The sequence below is a fragment of the Noviherbaspirillum agri genome, assembly GCF_054780595.1.
The window spans coordinates 181577-202707 of sequence record NZ_BAAGWA010000004.1 but is presented as its reverse complement, the minus strand read 5'-3'; the positions used below and the strand labels follow the sequence as shown (position 1 = coordinate 202707).

The following is a 21131-nucleotide window of genomic DNA, read 5'->3' as shown; positions in this document are numbered from 1 at the left end:
CGTACACATCGTACGCTGAGCACCGCAGGCCTCAGGATCGGCCCGCGCAGTAGTTCTTCAACAGCCTGCTATGGGAGCGGTATCAAGATCCTGAAGTCCGTGTACCCCGGCCGGCTTTCGCATTCGATCACCCCCATGTGCTGCTGCACGAAGGTTTGCGCCAGCGTCAGACCCAGTCCGCTCCCGCCATCCTTCCCCGAAACAAGCGGATAAAAGATGCGGTCGCGAATGTCAGGCGGGATACCCGGTCCATTGTCGATGATATGCAAGTCCAATGCCAGCCTGTAACGTACCTTGGCGAGCGTCACTTGCCGCGCGACCCGGGTACGGAAAGTCAGTTCGGCGTCGCCCGACTCGATCCTGTCCCGGAGCGCCTGTGCCGCATTGTGCGCGATGTTCAGGACGGCCTGGATGAGCTGCTCCTTGTCGCCGCGGAACTCCGGCACCGACAGGTCATAGTCACGCTTGATGGTGAGCCCGTTCGGGAACTCGGCCATGATCAGGCTGCGCACTCGCTCGCACACCTCATGGATATTGACGTCGCCGACAATGTGCGGGTGGCGGTGCGGCGCCAGCAGGCGGTCGACCAGCGTTTGCAGCCGGTCCGCCTCCTTGATGATGACCTGCGTATATTCGCGCAGCTCTTTTAGCTGCCGCTCGGGCAACTCCAACTCAAGCAGTTGCGCCGCACCGCGGATGCCGCCGAGCGGATTCTTGATCTCGTGTGCAAGATTGCGGATCAGCTCCTTGTTGGCCTGGCTCTGGTCAAGCAGCCGCTCTTCGCGGTCCAGCTTGAGTTGCTGCACGTTCTCGCGCAGTTCAATCAGCACAGGCATGTCGCGCCGGTCCAGCGCGGTGACGATCACATGCACTTGCAGCGGCTCGCGCCCGACACGTTCGAGCGTCAGGTCGAGACGCTTGTCGGCAAACTGCTGCTCCATCGCCTGCCGGATGACGCCATCGAGCTTCTCCACGTCGACGAACAGCTCATTGAGCTTCTGGTTGGCCAGTGTCTTGAACGAGCTTTCCAGCAGGTTCTCGGCGGCGGCGTTTGCATAAGCCACACGTCCGTCGGCATTCAGGATGATGACGGCCGAGGCGAGCAGGTCGAGTCCGTCCAGTGGAATCTTGGCAGTTTTAGACGTCATAAAAAAGGAAGCCGCAAAAAATAAGGGCCGCATCACGCGGCCCGTCTTGTGCAAGCGTTATGCCTTACTTGATGTTACCAAGTTCGCGACGCAATGCCTCGACGTTTTTCTCGGTGCGGGAGATGTCTTCCTTCAGCGTTGCGACCCGCTCCTGGTATTTGGCATAGTTCCGCTCGTCGCCGCGCCGCTCCGGCTCGCCGTTGTTGAACTCCTGCTTCAGGTTCGCGAGCTTCTGCTCCTCATTCTTTACCTCGTCCATGAGGATCTGCCGACGGTCATTGTCGCGCGCCTTTTGCGTGTCGCTGTCAACCTTCGGGAAGTCGGCCGGAGTGCTTGCAGCCGGCTTGGCCGACGCGGTCTGTGCGACGACGCGCTTCTGCATTGCCGGAGCCGGAATCGTCGTGATACCGGGGAGCTCAACCCGCTTGCATCCCTTGGTCGTGCCGGTGTTCTTGTATTCCTTCTTGCCGCTGTCATCGACACATAAAAAGACTTCGCTCTGCGCCTGTGCATAGCCGCCTAGTGTCGCTAGCAGCAACAGTCCAAAAAATTGTTGTTTCATAATCTTTCTTTGCAGAAACAGTTTGACTGCTTACTAGTTTAGGATAAGAAACAGGGCTTTACAAACCTTGCCGTCAGAATGCGTTGTCATGACAACAGTTCCCGGTATGAATCCCGTACAAAGAAAAGCGGGGAAGCCGAAGCTTCCCCGCTGTTTTGCCCGTCGGCTAACTACTAATACGACCGTTGATTACAGCGAGTAGTACATGTCGAACTCGACCGGATGGGTCGTCATGCGGAAGCGCTGGACTTCCTGCATCTTCAGCTCGATGTATGCGTCGATCATGGTGTCGCTGAACACACCGCCACGGGTCAGGAACTCGCGATCCTTGTCGAGGTATTCCAGTGCCTGCTCGAGCGAGTGGCACACGGTCGGGATCAGCTTGTCCTCTTCCGGCGGTAGGTGGTACAGGTCCTTGGTCGCTGCTTCGCCCGGGTGGATCTTGTTCTGCACGCCGTCCAGGCCGGCCATCATCAGCGCCGCGAAACCGAGGTACGGGTTCATCAGCGGATCCGGGAAGCGTGCCTCGACGCGGCGGCCCTTCGGGTTCGCAACGTGCGGAATACGGATCGATGCGGAACGGTTCTTGGCGGAGTAAGCCAGCTTCACCGGCGCTTCGTAGCCAGGCACCAGGCGCTTGTACGAGTTCGTACCCGGGTTGGTGATCGCGTTCAGCGCGCGAGCGTGCTTGATGATGCCGCCGATGTAGTACAGCGCGAAGTCGGACAGGCCTGCGTAGCCGTCGCCTGCGAACAGGTTCTTGCCGTCCTTCCAGATGGACTGGTGAACGTGCATGCCCGAGCCATTGTCGCCGACGATGGGCTTCGGCATGAAGGTGACGGTCTTGCCGTAGGTGTGTGCGACGTTCCAGATCACATATTTCATGTTCTGGGTCCAGTCAGCGCGCTCGACCAGCGTGGAGAACTTGGTGCCGAGCTCGTTCTGGCCGGCGCCGGCGACTTCGTGGTGATGCACTTCGACCGGGATGCCCATTGCTTCGAGGATCAGGGACATTTCCGAACGCATGTCATGGAAGCTGTCGACCGGAGGAACCGGGAAATAGCCGCCCTTGACGCTCGGACGATGACCGGTGTTGCCGCCTTCGAGGTCCTTGCCGGTGGTCCAGGAGGCTTCATCTGAGTTGATCTTCACGAAGCAGCCGGACATGTCGATCTTCCAGCGCACGCTGTCAAAGATGAAGAATTCGGGTTCCGGGCCGAAGTAGGCGGTGTCGCCCAGGCCGGAGGACTTCAGGTAGGCTTCGGCGCGCTTGGCGATGGAGCGCGGGTCGCGGTCATAGCCCTTGCCGTCGGCCGGTTCGATGACGTCACACTGCATGAACAGCGTGGTCTCTTCCATGAACGGGTCGATGTTGGCGGTATTCGGGTCCGGCATCAGCAACATGTCGGAGGCTTCGATGCCCTTCCAGCCGGCGATCGAGGAGCCGTCAAACGCATGGCCGGACTCGAACTTGTCCATGCCGAACTGCGAAACCGGCACGGTCACATGCTGTTCCTTGCCTCGGGTGTCAGCAAAACGAAAATCAACGAATTTGACTTCGTTGTCTTTCGCCATCTTCAAGACGTCTGCGGCCGTCATTGCCATGCGAATCTCCTAGTATGAGCAAAGTGATACGAAAATTTTGAACAGTTGAGCCTACCCGGTATCGCCCAAGGCGTCCATACCTCGAAGTAGGCCAGAACTTGCAACCATTGATAGCAGAATTCGTGCCATCAACTTGAGTAATGACAAGTTTCGTGTCTGCGTCTGATAGCGGCGGAAATCACGTAATTAATGTGCTTTTGAAATATTTTGCTGAAGACGACATCTCGGCGCCCAATCACCAAAAGAGTGCATCGACAAAAGAAAGCACCATTTCTGTGCAAGATGCTCGATTCGACCCGCTCACCGCACAAAGCCGGTGCAAACATCGTTCCACAGGAAAAGGAAGACAAAAGTTAAACTATCGAAAACCTCAACCTCAGGGTCGGCACTATCATGAACATCGACATTCTCATGCAAGCTCGTCAACGCGGACGGGAAAGCGACTTGCCGTATGCCGGGGCAATCACACCGGCCGAAGCCTACACGCTGCTTCAGCAAGACCTGAAGGTCAGACTGGTGGACGTCCGAACCAATGCCGAGCGTGACTGGGTGGGTCGGGTTGTCATCCCTGAAGCCCAGCACGTCGCCATACAGTGGAGCCTCTACCCTGGCGGCGTCCCCAATCCCGATTTCATCTCCCAGCTTAGCCAGGTGGTCGGCAAGGAAGACATCATCCTGTTCCTGTGCCGCTCCGGCGTTCGCTCGCGGCATGCCGCGAAGCTGGCGACCGAGCATGGCTACTCGCACTGCTTCGACATCCTGGAGGGTTTCGAAGGCGACAAGGATGCGCATGGCCACCGGAAGACGGTTGGCGGATGGTGCAAGGCCAACCTGCCATGGATAGGGGCTTGAAACTATCCGGCTTTCATCAATCCGAGCACACGACGCCGCACAAAATTGATGTGGCTGCGCAGGCCGTAGAGTTCATCCGCAAACGATAGCGGTATGGAGATGCGGTTTACCCGCTCCTCGATATCGTTCAGCCGCTTCAGTTGGGCAGGATAGACATTCGCCCGATGCTCCTCTGACACGTCCTCAATCGCCTGTTCAACCGCGCGCAGTTGTCCGTACCAACGGAATACCCGGGAGCGGACCCTCCACACATAAAGTGGCGGAATAATCCGTGACAGCGGCAGGATCAATGCGCCCAGTGCGACAATCACCACCCACATCCGCTCAAAAAAATTGGCGAGCCAGAATGGCAGATACCGCTGCAACAGCGGCGGACCACTGGTATAAAACCGTGCCGCTGCCGGTGAAACCGGGATTTCCGTATAGCTGGCTGTCGGGAATTCCCCCTTTTTCTGGAACCAGCCGGTCCGGCCGTGAACTTCCGCCGCAGCCTGCACGAACAGGTTGACCAGTGCAGGATGCACACCTTCACGTGCGACGAGCGTCGCCGTCGGCGCAATCAGGTGGTGCTCCTTGGACGGAATGTTCCGGCCCAGATCAACGATCCCGCGCGGAAGCACGACATGCGACAGGAACGGAAAACGACGCGTGTAGGCCTCGGCCTGGGGAAAGTCGAACAACCTGATCCCCGGCGTTTGCAGCAGCATCTGGATCAAGGGCGCATCCGGGGCGGAACTGAACACCAGCCCGTCGATCCGGCCCTCCAGTAACTCCACCGTCGCCGGAGTATTTTCGAGGCTGCCAAGCACAAGCTGGTCAGGCTCTACGCCGTTGGCTGCCAGCAGTTTCCTGAACAATCCCGGCACTCCTGTGCCTTCGGGACCAACGTTGATTTTCAGGCCACGCAATTGCGTCAGCTGCGCGACGCTCTTCTTTTCGCGCAGGAACAGCCAGACCGGCTCGGTGAACAGGCTGCCGAGTGATATCAGTCCCGCGCGCTCCGCATCTTGCTCGTCGGTCGACCCGCTTTGCACGAACGCCAGATCGACACCGCCCTCTTTCAGGCGTTGCAGGTTTTCCTGGGATCCCAACGAAGGGCTCAGCTGTGCCGTGATGCCAAAGCGGCCAAGCTTTTCAGCATATTCCTTCCCGAATACCTCATAGGCACTGTTGTCCTGTCCGGTTGCCAGTACCACTTCGGACGGCGGAAAGGGATCAATCAGCCAATATGCGAGCAGGCAAGTGGCAATGACAGCGATCGCTGCGGGGCCCGCCGCAATGAGGAAGTCACGCAAGGAAAAGCGTGTGAAATGAAAGATTTTTGGCATGCGTGACCCGAGAAAAACCATGGCCACACCATGCCAAGAAACTGTGCTTTAAGCAAGACCCTGGAGATCGGCACAGAGCACAACAAGGAAGGCGCGCACTAACGCAGCGCCGCAGACTGATGCGGCGTCATTCTTCTGGCAAACCTGATTATGAGCGGACGTTCATCACGCGGTTGCCGAGCACGCCCGCTGTACGATGCAGCGGGCGACGCTTCCGCCTTCGACCGAGTGCTGTAGTTTCATCGGAAAGGAGCTGCGCGGCAATGGAAAACCACTCCTCGGTCGAAAAATGGCTGCGCGCCATCGGCAGTAACTCCTTATCCTCTCTGTCAAGACGCAAGGCGAGTTTGCGGCAATACAAGTCCATTGCCTGACAAATTTCCGAGAATCGGATCTGCCCGGCGAAAAATGCCGCCGTCAACTGTTCACCAATGGAGCGCAGAATATTACTTGCAGCGCTGCTCAACGCATCCAGCTCCTCCACAAGCACCTCAGCCTCCCGGCTTGCACGGCGTAGCGCCGGGATCAGGCACACCTCAATCTTTCGGTTGCGGCAAAACTTGTCAAATTGCATCAGCTTGTTCAGTGCATTTTCGATAAAGCCGAAGTCAATGCTTTGCAGGCTTTTCCAAGCGGTATGAATGTACTGTTGCAGCCGGTCGAGCCGGCTGCGCGTATTGTCCTGCTCAGCCGCAATAGCGACGAGAGAATATGTTGCGGTCAGCATCGTTGTTCCTTGAACCTGTTACTGCGGAATAGCAATAGATAATCAGGGATGCTCCGATCTCCTGAGCACGAGCAGGAAACAGAGCGGAAGAAGAGGGTTGAAAAAGTGTTGGGAGAGTATAGGCGGACGCCTCTACTGCCCTTTGAGACATATCAAGTCTGGAGCAAAAGCACTCCAGTTGCCGACACATTAAGCATCACTTGACGACATTTGCGAACAGTAAGGAACGTTCACTAAATTAAGTCGCATGAGCTTCACTTCCCTGTTGAGGAAAGTGAAGTCACCGACGAGGCTTGATTTGACGCGACAGTAAGACAGCAAGGAAGCGATGCCCGCAAACGGGGCAATCGCCATCTCAGCTCAGTTTTACTGCATGCTCGCGAGTCGCGTGGAAGGTCAGCTGCGGCCAGCGCTCCTGCGTCAGTTTCAGGTTCACACCGGATGTCGCAAGATAGGCCATGTTGCCGGCGGCGTCATAGGCGATGTTTGCGCCTGCAGACGACTTTTCGAAATCGGCCAGCGCCTTCTTGTCCTCACTGGAGATCCAGCGTGCACTGCTGATGCTCGTCCCCTCGAATACAGCGTCGACGCCATACTCGTTCATCAGACGGCTTGCCACCACTTCGAACTGCAGCACGCCCACCGCGCCAAGAATCAGGTCTCCGCCGCTGACCGGCTTGAAAACCTGCACCGCGCCCTCTTCGCCCAATTGCTGCAGCCCCTTGTGCAATTGCTTGATCTTCAGCGGGTTGCGAATCCGCACCGAGCGGAAAAAGTCGGGCGCAAAATAGGGAATGCCTGTGAACTGCAGCATTTCTCCTTCGGAAAAACTATCGCCGATCTGCATGTTTCCGTGGTTCGGCAGGCCGATAATGTCGCCGGCGTAGGCCTCTTCCACCTGCTCGCGGCTGGACGCCATGAAGGTCACGACGCTCGACACCTTGATTTCGCGGTTCAGCCGAAGATGCTTGATCTTCATGCCGCGCTCGAAACGGCCAGAACACACGCGCAGGAACGCGATGCGGTCACGGTGCGCCGGATCCATGTTCGCCTGGATCTTGAACACAAAGCCGGAGAACGGCGTCTCGGTCGGCTCCACCGAGCGGACGGTAGCGTCGCGCGAGCGCGGAGCAGGCGCCCACTCCAGCAAGGCATTCAGGATTTCACGTACGCCGAAGTTGTTGATCGCAGAGCCGAAGAACACCGGCGTTTGCGTCCCCGCCAGGAAAGCTTCCAGATCGAACGGATGCGACGCGCCATGCACGAGCTCAACCTCCATCTTCAGCTGTTCCATTTCCAATGGGAACATTTCCGTCAGACGCGGATTGTCGATGCCCTTGACGACTTCAAATTCCTGATCGGCACGCTCCTCGCCCGCCTTGAACAACAGGATTTCGTCGCGCAGCAGGTGATACACGCCGCGGAAGTTCTTGCCCATGCCGATCGGCCAAGTCACCGGTGCGCACTGGATTTTCAGCACCGACTCCACTTCGTCCAGCAGCTCCAGCGGATCGCGCGTTTCGCGGTCCATCTTGTTCATGAACGTCAGGATCGGCGTGTCGCGCATCCGGCACACGTTGAGCAACTTGATGGTCTGCTCTTCGACGCCCTTCGCCGCATCAATCACCATCAGGGCCGAGTCAACAGCTGTCAGCACGCGATAGGTGTCTTCAGAAAAGTCCTGGTGGCCGGGTGTATCGAGCAGATTCACGACGTGATCGCGGTACTCGAACTGCATCACCGAACTGGCCACCGAAATGCCGCGCTGCTTTTCAATTTCCATCCAGTCCGACGTCGCATGGCGGCCGCTCTTGCGCGCCTTGACGGTGCCTGCAAGCTGGATCGCGCCCGAAAACAGCAGCAGTTTCTCGGTCAACGTGGTTTTACCCGCGTCCGGGTGGGAAATGATGCCGAAGGTACGACGCCGCGCAACTTCGCGCGCGATCAGTTCGGACGGGACATTGCGTGATTCTGGTACAGCGTCGACGGCGTCGGTCGACGGTAAGTCTGGTGCGGAGGCCATGTTGCGCCTATGAAAAAAGGACTGGAGTTTAACGGCTCCCGGACGCGAAGTCGAACGCTTCCGGAAGCCAGGGGGACAAGAAAAATCAGAGCTTGATGAAATGCTCGCGGTAGTAGCGCAACTCTTCGATCGATTCAACGATGTCAGCGAGCGCGGTGTGCTTCTGGTGCTTCTTGAAGCCACTCGCAAGATCGGGCTTCCAGCGCTTGCACAGTTCTTTCAGTGTGGACACATCGAGGTTGCGATAATGGAAAAACGCTTCCAGCTTCGGCATGCCACGCGCCATGAAACGGCGGTCCTGGCAAATGCTGTTGCCGCACATTGGTGATTTGCCCGAAGGAACGAAATGCTTGAGGAAGTTGATCAAGGCTTTTTCTGCATCCGCTTCCGATACGGTGGATGCCTTCACGCGATCGATCAGCCCGGAGCGGCCATGGGTGCCCTTGTTCCAGGCATCCATGCGGTCCAGCACTTCATCGGGCTGGTGGATCGCAAAGACGGGACCTTCGGCCAGGACGTTCAGGTCGGAGTCGGTAACGACCACGGCGACTTCGATGATGCGGTCATTGTCGGGATCGAGCCCGGTCATCTCCATGTCGAGCCACACGAGGTTGAATTCGTTCGGGCGGGCGGGCGCGTTGGCAGGAGCATTCGGTGTGGAAGCTTGTGACATAATTTGTTTTCCTCAGTAATCCGCCATTTTCTCATAGGCACGGGATGTCATCACTTGCGTTTTCGGCACTGTTTGTCGCCTTTCTTACCATTACACTCGTCGTGCGCTTCTGGCTGGGCTCGCGGCATATTCGCCATGTGCTCGCCCATCGCAGTGCCGTGCCGGCCGAATTTGCGGAAAAGGTTCCATTGTATGCGCATCAGAAGGCGGCCGATTACACGGTAGCCAAGACCAAGCTGGGTTTGCTGACCATGCTGGTCAATGCCGCCGTCCTGATCGGATTTACGCTGCTCGGCGGCCTGCAATGGCTGTCAGTCACGATCTTCAACGCGACCGGCCCTGGCATGGTGTACCAACTGGCATTGCTGGCGGCATTTGCCGCCATCTCTGCAATCGTCGAGTTGCCATTCGATTACTACCGGCAGTTCGTGCTCGAGGCACGGTTCGGCTTCAACAAGATGACGCTACGTCTGTTCATCACCGACATGCTGAAGAACACCGCAATCGGCCTCGTGATCGGCCTGCCGTTGATCTGGGTAATCCTGACGCTGATGGAGAAATCCGGCGACCTATGGTGGCTGTATGCCTGGGTCGTATGGAGCGGCTTTCAGCTGCTGATGCTGGTTCTCTACCCGACGGTCATTGCGCCAATGTTCAACAAATTCACGCCGCTGCAAGACGAAAACCTGCGCAAGCGCATCGAAGACCTCATGCATCGTGTTGGCTTCGCGTCCAAAGGCCTGTTCGTGATGGACGGTTCCAAGCGCAGCGCACACGGCAATGCGTATTTTTCCGGCTTCGGTGCGGCCAAGCGCATTGTTTTCTTTGACACCCTGCTCGAGCGTCTCGGCCCCCAGGAGGTCGAAGCCGTGCTCGCACATGAACTCGGCCACTTCAAGCTCAAGCACATCGTCAAGCGCATTACGGTGATGTTCGCGCTGTCGCTTGGCTTCCTTGCCCTGCTCGGCTACCTGAAGACGCAGACCTGGTTCTACATCGGCCTTGGCGTCGATCCGATGCTCGTCGGGAACAACGACGCGATGGCGCTGATCCTGTTCATGCTGGCCTTGCCGGTGTTTACCTTCCTGTTTTCCCCGCTGGTTTCGCTCACATCGCGCAAGCACGAATTTGAAGCCGACGCGTTTGCGGCGAAGCACTCCAACGCGCAAGACCTCGTGTCGGCGCTGGTGAAACTGTATGAAGACAACGCCTCGACGCTGACACCTGATCCGCTGCACTCCGCCTTTTATGATTCGCACCCGCCGGCAAGCGTGCGTATCCAACATCTACTTGCCAGCCGATAAAGGGGACACCATGGTTACTGCTGCTGAACTGCTCAATAAAAAGGGGCAGCATCTGGAAACAGGTTTGACTGATGCGGAAATCAAGGAACACCTTGCCGCAGTTGACAACTGGGCGCTGGAAGGCGGAAAGATCGTCAAGACGTTTCAGTTCAAGAATTACTACGAAACGCTTGCTTTCGTGAACGCGATCGCATGGATCATTCATGCTGACGATCATCATCCCGAACTGGTGGTGACCTACAACCGCTGCGTGGTGAAGTTCGATACACACTCGGTCAACGGCGGACGAGGCGGCATTTCGGAAAATGACTTCATCTGCGCGGCCAAGATCGACGCGGTGTACCGGCAGGGCGCGCGCTGATCGATGGGCGGCATTATCGGAACCGTCATCGCAGCACACGGCCGGCATTATCTGGTTCAGGCCGGCGACTCCCGCCTCCAGTGTGTCACGCGGGGAAAGAAAAGCGATGTTGCCGTCGGCGATATCGTCACATTGAAGCAAACATCGCCCGACCAGGGCGTGATTGAATCCATCGGTGAGCGGAAGACGCTGCTCTACCGCTCCGACCAGTACAAGTCGAAACTCCTCGCTGCAAATGTCACCCAACTATTCATCGTGGTGGCAACTGAGCCGGGTTTTTCCGACGATCTGGTATCGCGTGCACTCGTCGCCGCCGAAGCAGCAGACATCAAGACCCACCTGATCCTGAACAAGATCGATGTGGTGGAACTGCTGCCCAAGGTGCGCGAGCGCCTCGCTGCCTACGCAAGAATTGGTTATCCGATCCATGAGGTTTCGGCACATGCTGTACCGGAAGAGGCCTGCGCCACCCTACGTCCACTGCTCAATGGCCACTCAACAATCCTCATCGGGCAGTCCGGCATGGGCAAGTCCTCGCTCATTAATCTGCTGGTGCCCGACGCCGAGCTGGCGACCCGGGAGATCTCGGCCGCACTTGACTCAGGCAAGCACACGACAACCTTTACGCGCCTGTTTGCCCTTGACGAGCGCACATCGATCATCGACTCCCCCGGTTTTCAGGAATTTGGCCTGTACCACCTGACCGAAGGCATGCTGGAGCGTGCCTTCCGCGAGTTTGCGCCGCATCTCGGCAATTGCCGTTTCTACAATTGCCACCACCTCAACGAGCCTGGCTGCGCAGTCCTTGCAGCGATGGAGACGAGCGACATCGCGCCGATGCGGCATGCCTTGTATCAACAGCTCGTGCACGAATCATCGCAGAAGCTGTACTGAGGGGGACTGGAACGGCCTTCCGGCATGCATTCCCATGCCGTCTTTGTTATCTTTTCACGTACAAATCCCTTATAATTCACCGGCTTACCACAATATCGGCGGCGGGCGCCACGCCAGCACCCGCCGCCGTTTTCGTTTATGGCCATCAAACACTTCCTCCAGTTTTCTGACTTTACGCTTGATGAGTTCGAGTACCTGATCGAACGCTCGCGAATCATCAAGCGCAAATTCAAGAATTACGAAACCTATCACCCGCTGCTCGACCGCACGCTGGTCATGGTCTTCGAAAAGAATTCGACCCGCACCCGCCTGTCGTTCGAGGCCGGCATGCACCAGCTCGGCGGCGCCGCCATCTACCTCAATACCCGCGACAGCCAGCTCGGCCGCGGCGAACCGGTCGAAGACGCGGCGCAAGTCATGTCCCGCATGTGCGACATCATCATGATCCGCACCTTCGGCCAGGACATCATTGATCGCTTTGCGGCACACTCGCGCGTGCCGGTGATAAACGGCTTGACCAATGAACACCATCCCTGCCAGGTGCTGGCCGATGTCTTCACCTACATCGAGCACCGCGGCTCCATCAAGGGCAAGACGGTGGCATGGATCGGCGACGCCAACAACATGCTTTACTCGTGGCTGCAGGCGGCGCAAGTGTTCGGCTTCCACGTGAACGTATCGACGCCGAAACGCTACGAAATCGATCCCTCGCTCGTCGCTGCGGACAACAAGAACTACACCACCTTCGCCAAACCGGCCGACGCCTGCGACGGTGCCGACCTGGTAACGACGGACGTGTGGACCAGCATGGGCTACGAAGAGGAAAACGCAGCGCGCCTGAAGGCGTTCGCGGGATGGATCGTCGATAGCGAGAAGATGAAGCGTGCGCGTCCTGATGCGCTGTTCATGCACTGCCTGCCGGCCCATCGCGGCGAGGAAGTTTCCGCCGACGTCATCGACGGTCCGCAATCGGTCGTCTGGGACGAAGCCGAGAACCGGCTGCATGTCCAGAAGGCGCTGCTCGAATACCTGGTGCTGGGCAAACTCTCATAGATCTGAATTAGCCCATTTCCTTTCCGCTTCCTTTCAGTCTCCCGAAATTTCAATCTCAGCAAATTAGGCAGGAATCATGTCGACCATACTCCAATCCGTTCCCGTCAACCAGAAAGTGGGCATCGCCTTTTCTGGCGGCCTCGACACCAGCGCCGCTCTGCACTGGATGCGCCAGAAGGGCGCCATCCCGTACGCATATACCGCCAACCTGGGTCAGCCGGACGAATCCGATTACAACGAGATCCCGAAGAAAGCGAAGCTGTACGGCGCCGAGCAGGCACGCCTGATCGACTGCCGCGAACAGCTGGTTGCTGAAGGCATTGCCGCACTGCAGAGCGGTGCCTTTCACATCTCGACGGCTGGCATCACCTATTTCAACACGACACCGCTGGGCCGTGCCGTGACCGGCACAATGCTGGTCTCCGCAATGCAGGAAGACCAGGTCAACATCTGGGGTGACGGCAGCACCTTCAAGGGCAACGACATCGAGCGTTTCTATCGCTACGGCCTGCTGGTCAACCCTTCGCTGAAGATTTACAAGCCCTGGCTCGACCAGCAGTTCATCCAGGAACTCGGCGGCCGCAAGGAAATGTCGGAGTTCCTGATCAAGTCCGGCTTCGACTACAAGATGTCGGTGGAGAAGGCCTATTCGACTGACTCCAACATGCTCGGCGCAACGCACGAGGCCAAAGACCTCGAGCACCTGAATAGCGGCATGAAGATCGTCGAGCCGATCATGGGTGTCGCCTTCTGGCGCGACGATGTCGAAGTCAAGAAGGAAGAAGTCACGGTCCGTTTCGAGGAAGGCCGTCCCGTTGCACTGAACGGCATCACGTTCGCCAACGCGGTTGACCTGATGATGGAAGCCAATCGCATCGGCGGCCGCCATGGTCTCGGCATGAGCGACCAGATCGAGAACCGCATTATCGAAGCCAAGAGCCGCGGCATCTACGAGGCTCCCGGCCTCGCACTGCTGTTCATCGCTTACGAACGCCTGGTGACCGGCATCCACAACGAAGACACAATCGAGCAGTATCGCGAAAACGGCCGTAAGCTCGGACGCCTGCTGTATCAAGGCCGCTGGTTCGATCCGCAAGCCATCATGCTGCGCGAAGCGTCCCAGCGCTGGGTTGCGCGCGCCATCACTGGCGAAGTCACATTGGAACTGCGTCGTGGCAACGACTACTCGATCCTGAATACGGATTCGCCGAACCTGACCTACCAGCCGGAACGCCTGACCATGGAAAAAGGCGAAGGCGCGTTCACGCCGCAAGACCGTATCGGTCAACTCACGATGCGCAACCTGGATATCACCGACACACGCGAAAAGCTCGGCATCTACAGCAAGGTCGGCCTGCTGCCCTCGGGTTCATCAGTGGCCATGCCGCGTCTGGGCAAGAGCGACGACAAGTAATACGGTTTTCGATATTGAACGCGATATTTGATCTTGTAACGAAAGGATAGAAGACGTTGGAACCCGGTACCATTTTCGGATTTACGGAAGCACAGATTTCACAGTTTGGCAGCACCTGGGGCGTAGGCGCACTGATCGTATTCATGCTTTTCATCGTCGGTGAAATCGCCTGGCGTTCACAAGCCGGCAAGCGCGGTACGTTTGTATTATTTCTCGTACTGACTGTCGGCATGCTGGGCTTTGTCACAAAGACAGTCCTGCAAGAAGTAATGAAGATTTAGCCGCTGTCGATTAAGACCACATGCATTCAAGGACCCGTCAAGGGTCCTTTTTTTGATTTGTATTGTCCCGATTTTCAACTTTCACCAAGGAGCCTGCATGACCACGCAATTCGATAACGTCTCGGTCGTCAAGAAAGCCAACATCTACTTCGACGGCAAATGCGTTTCGCACTCCGTCCTGTTTGCGGATGGCACGAAAAAGACCATCGGTGTCATCTTTCCGTCTTCCCTGACCTTCAACACCGGCGCGCCGGAAATCATGGAACTGAACGCCGGCAAATGCCACATCCGCCTGAAGGGTGAGAATGAGTGGAAGACCTACGAAGGGGGCCAGAGCTTCAACGTGCCGGGCAACTCCAGCTTTGATATCGAAACGCTGGAAACGCTGGATTACGTGTGCCACTTCGTCGCAACCTGATCGGATTGCAGAAGGAAACAAAAAGGGCGATCAATTGATCGCCCTTTTTTTCGCATAGCCTGCCGGAATGCATGACAGTTGTGCGGCATGACCACATGCACGGTTGCGCTTATATGTAGACCGGCTCCGGCTCAAGCATCACCCCGAAGCGTGACATGACATCTTCCTGGATCGCCCGTGCGAGCTTTACGATGTCCTCTCCGGTCGCGCCGCCGCAGTTCACCAGCACCAACGCCTGTTTCTCGTACACCCCCGCTGCCCCAAGTGACTTGCCTTTCCATCCGCACTGGTCGATCAGCCAGCCAGCCGCAAGCTTGAAGCTGCCATCCGGCTGCGGATAGCTCACCAGCTGCGGATATCGTTCCAGCAGCGTAGCGCGCTGTTCCTGCGATACGATCGGGTTCTTGAAGAAGCTGCCGGCATTGCCGATTTTTGCTGGGTCCGGGAGCTTGCGGGTGCGAATTGCGATGACCGCGTCGGCGATGTCCTTCGCTGTCGGATTCTGCACTCCGCGTGCAGTCAACTCCTGCGCCACATCTGCATATCGGGCGTTGGGCTGCCATGCCTTGGGCAAGGCAAAAGTCACATCGAGAATCACGGCGGTGTCACGTAGCTCATGCTTGAATACGCTGTCGCGATAGCCGAACCGACATGCGGCCTTATCCAGGACAATGCTTGTTCCCGTGTTGAGATCGAAGGCGGTCAGCGAATGGAAGCGATCCTTGATTTCAACACCGTACGCGCCGATGTTCTGTATCGGCGCAGCGCCGGCACTTCCCGGAATGAGGGACAGGTTTTCCAATCCGCCCAACCCTTGCTGCAGCGTCCATTGGACGAACTGATGCCAGTTTTCTCCGGCCTCCGCTCTCACGTAGACCGCATCATCATCCTCGCCCACGATGCTGATTCCCTTCGTGCACATATGCAGCACCAGGCCGCGATAATCGCAGGTCAACAGAAGATTGCTCCCGCCTCCGAGCACGAGCCGCGGCATGGCAGCAAGCTCCGGACATGAACTGACCTCACGCAGCATGTCAGCCGATGTCACTTGCAGGTAGGCGTGTGCCTTGACATCGATGCCAAAGGTATTCAGGGAGCGCAGCGGGAAAGCGTGTTGGATGGAAAGAGCAGCTGTCATAGCGCACGCATTATAGAGGCTGGCCCGTCTAGCCACCCGTTTTTTTGTCGGCTAGAATGGCCCGTTGATTTACTCACAACATGGTCCGCCAAATGCGTATTGCGCGTGCCGATTCCCAACAAACAAGCCCAACGAAGCAGAGAGAATAACCATGCCATCTTTTGATGTCGTATCCGAAGCCAATATGGTGGAAGTCAAGAATGCGGTTGACCAGTCGAACAAGGAGATTTCGACCCGCTTCGACTTCAAGGGCAGCGACGCCCGCGTGGAACAGAAAGAGCGCGACCTGACTGCGTACGCAGACAGCGAATTCCAGCTGAACCAGGTCCGCGACGTATTGACTGGAAAAATGGTCAAACGGAACGTTGACGTTCGTTTCCTTGATCTCGGCAAGATCGAGAAGATCGGCGGCGACAAGGTCAAGCAGGTCATCAAGGTCAAGAATGGCATCGATTCCGACGATGCAAAGAAGATCGTGAAGATCGTCAAGGAAAGCAAGATCAAGGTACAGGCAAGCATTCAGGGCGATGCTGTTCGTGTCACCGGCGCCAAGCGCGACGACCTGCAATCGACCATCGCGCTGCTCCGCAAGGAAGTCACGGACCTGCCGCTGGAATTCAATAATTTCCGCGACTGAGGGCAACAGCCAACAAGCGGGCGGGAACGTCATGCGAGGTGGAAGTTGTTCGTCGGAATCGTCGAATGGTATTCTTGCCGCGAAAGCCATTTCGGCATTGACCTAACCGACTTTCCGAATCTTATGCGCCTGACAAGCTTCGCCGCCCTCCTGCTCTTCGCAGCCCATACCGCCCAGGCCGCAGATATCAGCGTTGTCGGCCTTTTTCCAAACAAGGCAGTCCTGGTTGTCGATGGCCGCCCTCCGAAGACCTACTCTGTTGGCACAACGATCGCTGAAGGCGTCAAGCTGGTCGCGGCAGATCAGTCCACGGCAACGATTGAAGCGAACGGCAAACGGGAAAGCATTGCAATTGGTGAACACATCAATCGCAACACATCGAGTGGTCGGGCCAGCGTAACGCTTCAGGCCGACGGTCGCGGGCATTACATGGTGCCTGGCCAGATCAATGGCGGTACCGTTCGTATGCTGCTCGATACTGGCGCTTCTGCCGTTGCACTTCCGGCTTCCGAGGCAGCTCGACTGGGGATCAACTACAAGGCAGGTCGGCAGGTCTTCGTCAATACCGCCAACGGAACCACCACGGCATATCTGGTCAACCTCAACACCGTCAAAGTGGGCGATATTGAAGTCAATCAGGTCGAGGCAGTCGTCCAGGAACAGGGGCTGCCATTTATTCTGCTCGGCATGTCCTTCCTCAATCGCACCGAGATGCGCCGGGAAGGCGAGCAGATGATCCTGACAAAGCGCTTCTGACCGGAAGGATTGCGCGGGCCTCCTTCCGTGCCCACGCAATCGCCCTCTTCAGCTCATCCCGGCAGCCGCACTGCATCGTCAAGGACGGCTGCGGATGTCCAGCGGACACAGCCAACGCTGCGCCCGCAAAAACGACGATGAGCGTCAGTCGTCCGTATCGTTCAGGCGACGCTGTTTCACCGCCTCGGCCAGCCCTTCCAGCACCTTGACACTGGACTCCCAGTCAATGCAGCCATCCGTCACGGATTGGCCATAGGTCAGTTCCTTGCCCGGCACCAGGTCTTGGCGCCCCGCGACGAGGTGCGATTCGACCATCACGCCGACGATGCGCGTATCTCCCGCGGCAATCTGCCTTGCGATATCCGCGCAGACGGGAACCTGATTCTCCGGCTTCTTGCTGCTGTTCGCATGTGACGCATCGATCATCAGACGCGACGCCAGTCCGTTGGCAGCGATGTCCTTGCAGGCAGCTTCGACACTCGCAGCATCGTAGTTCGGCGCCTTGCCGCCACGCAGGATGATGTGGCAATCCTCGTTGCCGCTGGTAGAAACAATCGCCGAGTGCCCGCCCTTGGTGACCGACAGGAAGTGGTGAGGCTGGGAAGCGGCCTTGATCGCGTCAACAGCGATCTTGATGCTGCCGTCAGTCCCATTCTTGAAACCGACCGGACAAGACAGCCCGGACGCCAGTTCACGGTGTACCTGCGATTCGGTGGTACGTGCACCAATCGCGCCCCAGCTGATCAGGTCAGCGACGTACTGTGGACTGATCACGTCGAGGAATTCGGTACCGGCAGGTAGTCCCAGCTCATTGATGTTCAACAGGAGTTCACGCGCCATGCGCAGGCCATCGTTGATGCGGAAGCTGTTGTCCATGTACGGATCGTTGATCAGGCCCTTCCAGCCGACGGTGGTACGCGGTTTTTCGAAGTAGACGCGCATTACGATTTCCAGCTCCCCCTTGAAACGCTCGCGCTGCTCAACGAGGCGGCGCGCATATTCCATTGCAGCCTTGGTGTCGTGGATCGAGCAAGGGCCGATCACGACCATCAGGCGGTCGTCCTGGCCGTGAAGAATACGATGCAATGCCACACGGGAGTTGGCAACGGTGCTGGATGCTTTTTCAGTGCAGGAGAACTCACGGATCAGATGCGATGGCGGTGTAAGTTCCTTCATTTCCCGTATGCGTAAATCATCTGTGCGCGGCATGGTGTTCTCCTGATAGGTTCAAAGTCTGCATAAACGAAAAGACCGCCATCTCTGGCGGTCTTTTCTAGGAATTCGGTTGGCTCGTTTAACTGTGCGCTTACCGCTTTTCCACCGCCTTTGGGTTGGAATAGCTAAAGTAAAAATAAAAGTAAAAGTGCACGAAAGCCATGTTTTTACGATTTTTAAAGCGAATTGGAATTAATAGTGCAATAAATCAAGGGATTTGGCAAGCCGCAGAATAGATTATTCCATTGCTGTCAGCTTGCCAAGCCCGGCATTCGACACACTGCGATTACGTCAGGCTGTCCCTCCGACTGTCATTCCATCGATGCGTAAGGTCGGCTGGCCGACGCCCACCGGTACGCTTTGCCCCTCCTTGCCGCAGACGCCGATACCGCTGTCGAGCCGCATGTCGTTGCCGATCATGCTTACACGGTTGAGCACATCCGGGCCATTGCCGATCAGGGTTGCGCCCTTGACCGGATAGGTCACCTTGCCATCTTCGATCATATACGCTTCGCTCGCGGAGAACACGAACTTGCCGTTGGTGATGTCGACCTGGCCGCCGCCGAAGTTCACCGCATACAAGCCGTTCTTCACCGATGCGATGATTTCCTCCGGATCCTTGTCGCCCCCTAGCATGTAGGTATTCGTCATGCGAGGCATCGGCAGGTGCGCGTAGGACTCGCGGCGGGCATTGCCAGTCACAGCCATGTTCATCAGGCGCGCATTCATCGTGTCCTGGATGTAGCCTTTCAGGATGCCGTCCTCGATCAGCGTCGTGCACTGCGTCGGGTTGCCTTCATCGTCGATATTGAGTGAACCGCGGCGGTCGGCGATCGTACCGTCATCGACCACGGTGACGCCCTTGGCTGCAACGCGCTCGCCGATGCGGCCGGAGAAGGTGCTGGACCCCTTGCGATTGAAGTCTCCCTCGAGGCCATGGCCGATTGCCTCGTGCAGCAACACGCCCGGCCAGCCCGGGCCAAGCACAACCGTCATCGCGCCTGCTGGTGCAGGCCGCGCATCGAGATTCACGATTGCCGAGTTGACAGCCTCGGTTGCATAACGCTCCAGCAGCTCATCGCTGAAGTAGCCGTAATCGTAGCGCCCGCCACCGCCGCTGGATCCGACTTCGCGGCGCCCATTCTGCTCGGCGATCACCGTGATCGACACGCGCACAAGGGGGCGGATGTCCGCCGCGAGAACGCCGTCACTGCGGACAACGAGGACCACGTCATACTCTCCGGCCAATCCGGCCATGACCTGGACGACGCGCGGGTCCTTGGCGCGGGCGATACGCTCGATTTTTTCGAGCAATTTCACCTTCTCCGTAGCGTCAAGCGATCCGAGCGGATCGTACGGCAAATAGAGCGAGCGTCCGCCAACAGCCTGGACCGAGGACGGCACCTTGATCTTCCCCGCGCCTTGGCGGGCGATGGTGCGGGTCGCTGCAGCGGCATCCAGCAAGGCACGCTCGGAGATTTCGTCGGAGTAAGAGAAAGCCGTCTTGTCGCCGGAGACGGCGCGCACGCCGACACCTTGGTCAATTGAAAAGCTGCCGGTCTTGACGATGCCTTCTTCGAGGCTCCAGCCTTCGTTCTTGGTGAACTGGAAGTACAGGTCGGCATAGTCGACGCGATGCGTGAAGATCGCCTCGATGGCTTTCATGATTTTTGACTCATCGAGGCCAAATGGCGTCAGCAAGATGTCGCGCGCCACGGCCAGCGTCTGGAGATTCGGTTCGAATAGATTCATGGTTTCCGGGATTCACGCCTGCAAGCGGCGAGTTCAAAATGATTCAAGGATGAACAGATTGTAGAACATCTGTTTGCCGGGCGTTCTTGCGCAGGAAAGCAACACCTCGCTTTCGGCACCAGATCAAGCGTATTTCTGAAACCGAGACGGGCGCACGCAGCACGCCACTTAAAGCTAAAGCTTACGATGCCGCAACGCCGGCAGGCTTTCACGCACTTGTTGCAGGTACATGGGGTCGACATCGCCAACCACAACTCCCTCGCCTTCCGTCAATACCGCCTTGACCTCGCCCCACGGATCCACGAGCATGCTGTGCCCCCAAGTGCGACGGCCATTCGGATGATGTCCGCCCTGCGCTGCCGCCAGCACATAGCACTGGTTCTCTACGGCACGCGCACGCAGCAGGATCTCCCAGTGCGCCCGGCCGGTGGTGTAGGTAAACGCTGCGGGCATGACGATCAGCGCGCACTCGCCCATCGCCCGGTAGAGTTCCGGAAAACGCAGGTCGTAACAGACGGAGAGTCCGACCCGCCCGAATGGCGCCTCGAGCGTGGCGACCTTGGTGCCATGCACGATCGTCTGCGCCTCGTCGTAAGATTCCCCGCCTTTGGTGAAGCTGAACAGATGGATCTTGTCGTAACGGACGACATGCCGGCCGTCCGGGTCGTACACCATCACCGTGTTCAGCACTTTGTCCGCTTCGGGCGCCACCATGGGCAGTGTTCCGCCGATCAGCCAGATACGGTGTTCGCGAGCCATGGCCGCCATGAATTCCTGGATCGGGCCGGCATCGATGTGCTCCGCGTGCGCTACCTTGTCGGAGTCCTGCATGCCCATGATCGGCCAGTATTCCGGCAGCAGCACCAGTTCCGCGCCTTGCTGCACGGCCTCTCCTATCAAGCGGCGCGCAGTTACAAAGTTCTGCTCCACGACAGGCGTGGAGACCATTTGAATCGCTGCGACTCTGACAGCTTTATCAGCCATGATTTT

At 57.7% G+C, this 21131-nt stretch carries 21 protein-coding genes; 10 read left to right on the top strand and 11 right to left on the bottom strand.

Annotation, left to right across the window (positions count from 1 at the left end):
• Positions 1 to 68 precede the first annotated feature (68 nt).
• The 3 genes from glnL to glnA form a co-directional block, all read right to left on the bottom strand.
• Positions 69 to 1148 (bottom strand): nitrogen regulation protein NR(II), encoded by a 1080-nt coding sequence (glnL, locus tag ACYVIA_RS09155; RefSeq protein WP_460840048.1) that lies wholly within the window; start codon positions 1146 to 1148, stop codon positions 69 to 71.
• Positions 1149 to 1212: 64 nt separating this feature from the next.
• Complete coding sequence (locus ACYVIA_RS09150; RefSeq protein ID WP_460840046.1) at positions 1213 to 1710, bottom strand: DUF4124 domain-containing protein; 498 nt, start codon at positions 1708 to 1710, stop codon at positions 1213 to 1215.
• 189 nt (positions 1711 to 1899) lie between these two features.
• On the bottom strand, positions 1900 to 3315 hold the full coding sequence (gene glnA / locus ACYVIA_RS09145; RefSeq protein WP_460840044.1) for a type I glutamate--ammonia ligase: 1416 nt from the start codon (positions 3313 to 3315) through the stop codon (positions 1900 to 1902).
• 393 nt (positions 3316 to 3708) lie between these two features.
• On the opposite strand from glnA, the gene ACYVIA_RS09140 reads away from it, so the two are divergent.
• Positions 3709 to 4167 carry a rhodanese-like domain-containing protein gene (locus ACYVIA_RS09140; protein WP_460840043.1) on the top strand — a complete coding sequence of 153 codons (459 nt, stop codon included), beginning with the start codon at positions 3709 to 3711 and terminating at the stop codon, positions 4165 to 4167.
• A gap of 2 nt (positions 4168 to 4169) precedes the next feature.
• On the opposite strand, the gene ACYVIA_RS09135 is transcribed toward ACYVIA_RS09140, so the two are convergent.
• The 4 genes from ACYVIA_RS09135 to orn form a co-directional block, all read right to left on the bottom strand.
• Entirely contained in the window at positions 4170 to 5495 is a 1326-nt protein-coding gene (locus tag ACYVIA_RS09135) for a TAXI family TRAP transporter solute-binding subunit (RefSeq protein ID WP_460840041.1), read from the bottom strand.
• Between the two features lie 148 nt (positions 5496 to 5643).
• Positions 5644 to 6222 (bottom strand): hypothetical protein, encoded by a 579-nt coding sequence (locus tag ACYVIA_RS09130; protein WP_460840040.1) that lies wholly within the window; start codon positions 6220 to 6222, stop codon positions 5644 to 5646.
• 355 nt (positions 6223 to 6577) lie between these two features.
• On the bottom strand, positions 6578 to 8245 hold the full coding sequence (locus ACYVIA_RS09125) for a peptide chain release factor 3 (RefSeq protein WP_460840038.1): 1668 nt from the start codon (positions 8243 to 8245) through the stop codon (positions 6578 to 6580).
• A gap of 85 nt (positions 8246 to 8330) precedes the next feature.
• Complete coding sequence (gene orn, locus ACYVIA_RS09120; RefSeq protein ID WP_460840036.1) at positions 8331 to 8918, bottom strand: oligoribonuclease; 588 nt, start codon at positions 8916 to 8918, stop codon at positions 8331 to 8333.
• A 44-nt stretch (positions 8919 to 8962) separates the two neighbouring features.
• Between orn and ACYVIA_RS09115 the strand changes: the two genes are divergently transcribed.
• The 7 genes from ACYVIA_RS09115 (at position 8963) to ppnP (ending at position 14643) form a co-directional block, all read left to right on the top strand.
• On the top strand, positions 8963 to 10222 hold the full coding sequence (locus ACYVIA_RS09115; protein WP_460840035.1) for a M48 family metallopeptidase: 1260 nt from the start codon (positions 8963 to 8965) through the stop codon (positions 10220 to 10222).
• Positions 10223 to 10232: 10 nt separating this feature from the next.
• Positions 10233 to 10583 (top strand): 4a-hydroxytetrahydrobiopterin dehydratase, encoded by a 351-nt coding sequence (locus ACYVIA_RS09110; protein WP_460840033.1) that lies wholly within the window; start codon positions 10233 to 10235, stop codon positions 10581 to 10583.
• A gap of 3 nt (positions 10584 to 10586) precedes the next feature.
• On the top strand, positions 10587 to 11477 hold the full coding sequence (rsgA, locus tag ACYVIA_RS09105; protein WP_460840031.1) for a ribosome small subunit-dependent GTPase A: 891 nt from the start codon (positions 10587 to 10589) through the stop codon (positions 11475 to 11477).
• 138 nt (positions 11478 to 11615) lie between these two features.
• Positions 11616 to 12530 (top strand): ornithine carbamoyltransferase, encoded by a 915-nt coding sequence (gene argF, locus ACYVIA_RS09100; RefSeq protein WP_460840029.1) that lies wholly within the window; start codon positions 11616 to 11618, stop codon positions 12528 to 12530.
• A gap of 76 nt (positions 12531 to 12606) precedes the next feature.
• On the top strand, positions 12607 to 13944 hold the full coding sequence (argG, locus tag ACYVIA_RS09095; protein ID WP_460840027.1) for an argininosuccinate synthase: 1338 nt from the start codon (positions 12607 to 12609) through the stop codon (positions 13942 to 13944).
• 56 nt (positions 13945 to 14000) lie between these two features.
• On the top strand, positions 14001 to 14225 hold the full coding sequence (locus ACYVIA_RS09090) for a DUF2788 domain-containing protein (RefSeq protein WP_460840025.1): 225 nt from the start codon (positions 14001 to 14003) through the stop codon (positions 14223 to 14225).
• A gap of 97 nt (positions 14226 to 14322) precedes the next feature.
• On the top strand, positions 14323 to 14643 hold the full coding sequence (gene ppnP / locus ACYVIA_RS09085) for a pyrimidine/purine nucleoside phosphorylase (RefSeq protein WP_460840023.1): 321 nt from the start codon (positions 14323 to 14325) through the stop codon (positions 14641 to 14643).
• 109 nt (positions 14644 to 14752) lie between these two features.
• Here ppnP and murB read toward each other — a convergent pair whose 3' ends face one another.
• The gene (gene murB, locus ACYVIA_RS09080) at positions 14753 to 15781 is read right to left on the bottom strand and encodes a UDP-N-acetylmuramate dehydrogenase (protein WP_460840020.1); all 1029 of its coding nucleotides are present in this window, start codon (positions 15779 to 15781) and stop codon (positions 14753 to 14755) included.
• A 151-nt stretch (positions 15782 to 15932) separates the two neighbouring features.
• On the opposite strand from murB, the gene ACYVIA_RS09075 reads away from it, so the two are divergent.
• Positions 15933 to 16418, top strand: a complete 486-nt coding sequence (locus ACYVIA_RS09075) for a YajQ family cyclic di-GMP-binding protein (RefSeq protein ID WP_460840018.1) — start codon at positions 15933 to 15935, stop codon at positions 16416 to 16418.
• Between the two features lie 45 nt (positions 16419 to 16463).
• A complete protein-coding gene (locus ACYVIA_RS09070; RefSeq protein WP_460840016.1) occupies positions 16464 to 17174 on the top strand; it encodes a retropepsin-like aspartic protease family protein in 711 nt (236 codons plus the stop codon).
• A gap of 144 nt (positions 17175 to 17318) precedes the next feature.
• Here the strand turns inward: ACYVIA_RS09070 and aroG are convergent, their stop codons facing one another.
• The 3 genes from aroG to ACYVIA_RS09055 all read right to left on the bottom strand — a co-directional run bounded on the left by aroG (position 17319) and on the right by ACYVIA_RS09055 (position 21125).
• The gene (gene aroG / locus ACYVIA_RS09065; RefSeq protein ID WP_460840015.1) at positions 17319 to 18383 is read right to left on the bottom strand and encodes a 3-deoxy-7-phosphoheptulonate synthase AroG; all 1065 of its coding nucleotides are present in this window, start codon (positions 18381 to 18383) and stop codon (positions 17319 to 17321) included.
• Positions 18384 to 18680: 297 nt separating this feature from the next.
• On the bottom strand, positions 18681 to 20141 hold the full coding sequence (gene tldD / locus ACYVIA_RS09060; protein WP_460840013.1) for a metalloprotease TldD: 1461 nt from the start codon (positions 20139 to 20141) through the stop codon (positions 18681 to 18683).
• 174 nt (positions 20142 to 20315) lie between these two features.
• Positions 20316 to 21125: a carbon-nitrogen hydrolase family protein gene (locus tag ACYVIA_RS09055; protein ID WP_460840012.1), complete on the bottom strand. Its 810-nt coding sequence runs from the start codon at positions 21123 to 21125 to the stop codon at positions 20316 to 20318.
• Positions 21126 to 21131: the final 6 nt, after the last annotated feature.

Bases quoted from the DNA above. Each gene is read 5' to 3' on its own strand.
- ACYVIA_RS09140 (WP_460840043.1), top strand. From the start codon at position 3,709: ATGAACATCGACATTCTCATGCAAGCTCGTCAACGCGGACGGGAAAGC.
- ACYVIA_RS09125 (WP_460840038.1), bottom strand. From the start codon at position 8,245: ATGGCCTCCGCACCAGACTTACCGTCGACCGACGCCGTCGACGCTGTA.
- orn (WP_460840036.1), bottom strand. From the start codon at position 8,918: ATGTCACAAGCTTCCACACCGAATGCTCCTGCCAACGCGCCCGCCCGC.
- rsgA (WP_460840031.1), top strand. From the start codon at position 10,587: ATGGGCGGCATTATCGGAACCGTCATCGCAGCACACGGCCGGCATTAT.
- ppnP (WP_460840023.1), top strand. From the start codon at position 14,323: ATGACCACGCAATTCGATAACGTCTCGGTCGTCAAGAAAGCCAACATC.
- argF (WP_460840029.1), top strand. From the start codon at position 11,616: ATGGCCATCAAACACTTCCTCCAGTTTTCTGACTTTACGCTTGATGAG.
- ACYVIA_RS09130 (WP_460840040.1), bottom strand. From the start codon at position 6,222: ATGCTGACCGCAACATATTCTCTCGTCGCTATTGCGGCTGAGCAGGAC.
- ACYVIA_RS09150 (WP_460840046.1), bottom strand. From the start codon at position 1,710: ATGAAACAACAATTTTTTGGACTGTTGCTGCTAGCGACACTAGGCGGC.
- glnL (WP_460840048.1), bottom strand. From the start codon at position 1,148: ATGACGTCTAAAACTGCCAAGATTCCACTGGACGGACTCGACCTGCTC.
- murB (WP_460840020.1), bottom strand. From the start codon at position 15,781: ATGACAGCTGCTCTTTCCATCCAACACGCTTTCCCGCTGCGCTCCCTG.
- ACYVIA_RS09055 (WP_460840012.1), bottom strand. From the start codon at position 21,125: ATGGCTGATAAAGCTGTCAGAGTCGCAGCGATTCAAATGGTCTCCACG.
- ACYVIA_RS09115 (WP_460840035.1), top strand. From the start codon at position 8,963: ATGTCATCACTTGCGTTTTCGGCACTGTTTGTCGCCTTTCTTACCATT.
- ACYVIA_RS09110 (WP_460840033.1), top strand. From the start codon at position 10,233: ATGGTTACTGCTGCTGAACTGCTCAATAAAAAGGGGCAGCATCTGGAA.
- ACYVIA_RS09135 (WP_460840041.1), bottom strand. From the start codon at position 5,495: ATGCCAAAAATCTTTCATTTCACACGCTTTTCCTTGCGTGACTTCCTC.
- argG (WP_460840027.1), top strand. From the start codon at position 12,607: ATGTCGACCATACTCCAATCCGTTCCCGTCAACCAGAAAGTGGGCATC.
- ACYVIA_RS09075 (WP_460840018.1), top strand. From the start codon at position 15,933: ATGCCATCTTTTGATGTCGTATCCGAAGCCAATATGGTGGAAGTCAAG.
- glnA (WP_460840044.1), bottom strand. From the start codon at position 3,315: ATGGCAATGACGGCCGCAGACGTCTTGAAGATGGCGAAAGACAACGAA.
- tldD (WP_460840013.1), bottom strand. From the start codon at position 20,141: ATGAATCTATTCGAACCGAATCTCCAGACGCTGGCCGTGGCGCGCGAC.
- aroG (WP_460840015.1), bottom strand. From the start codon at position 18,383: ATGCCGCGCACAGATGATTTACGCATACGGGAAATGAAGGAACTTACA.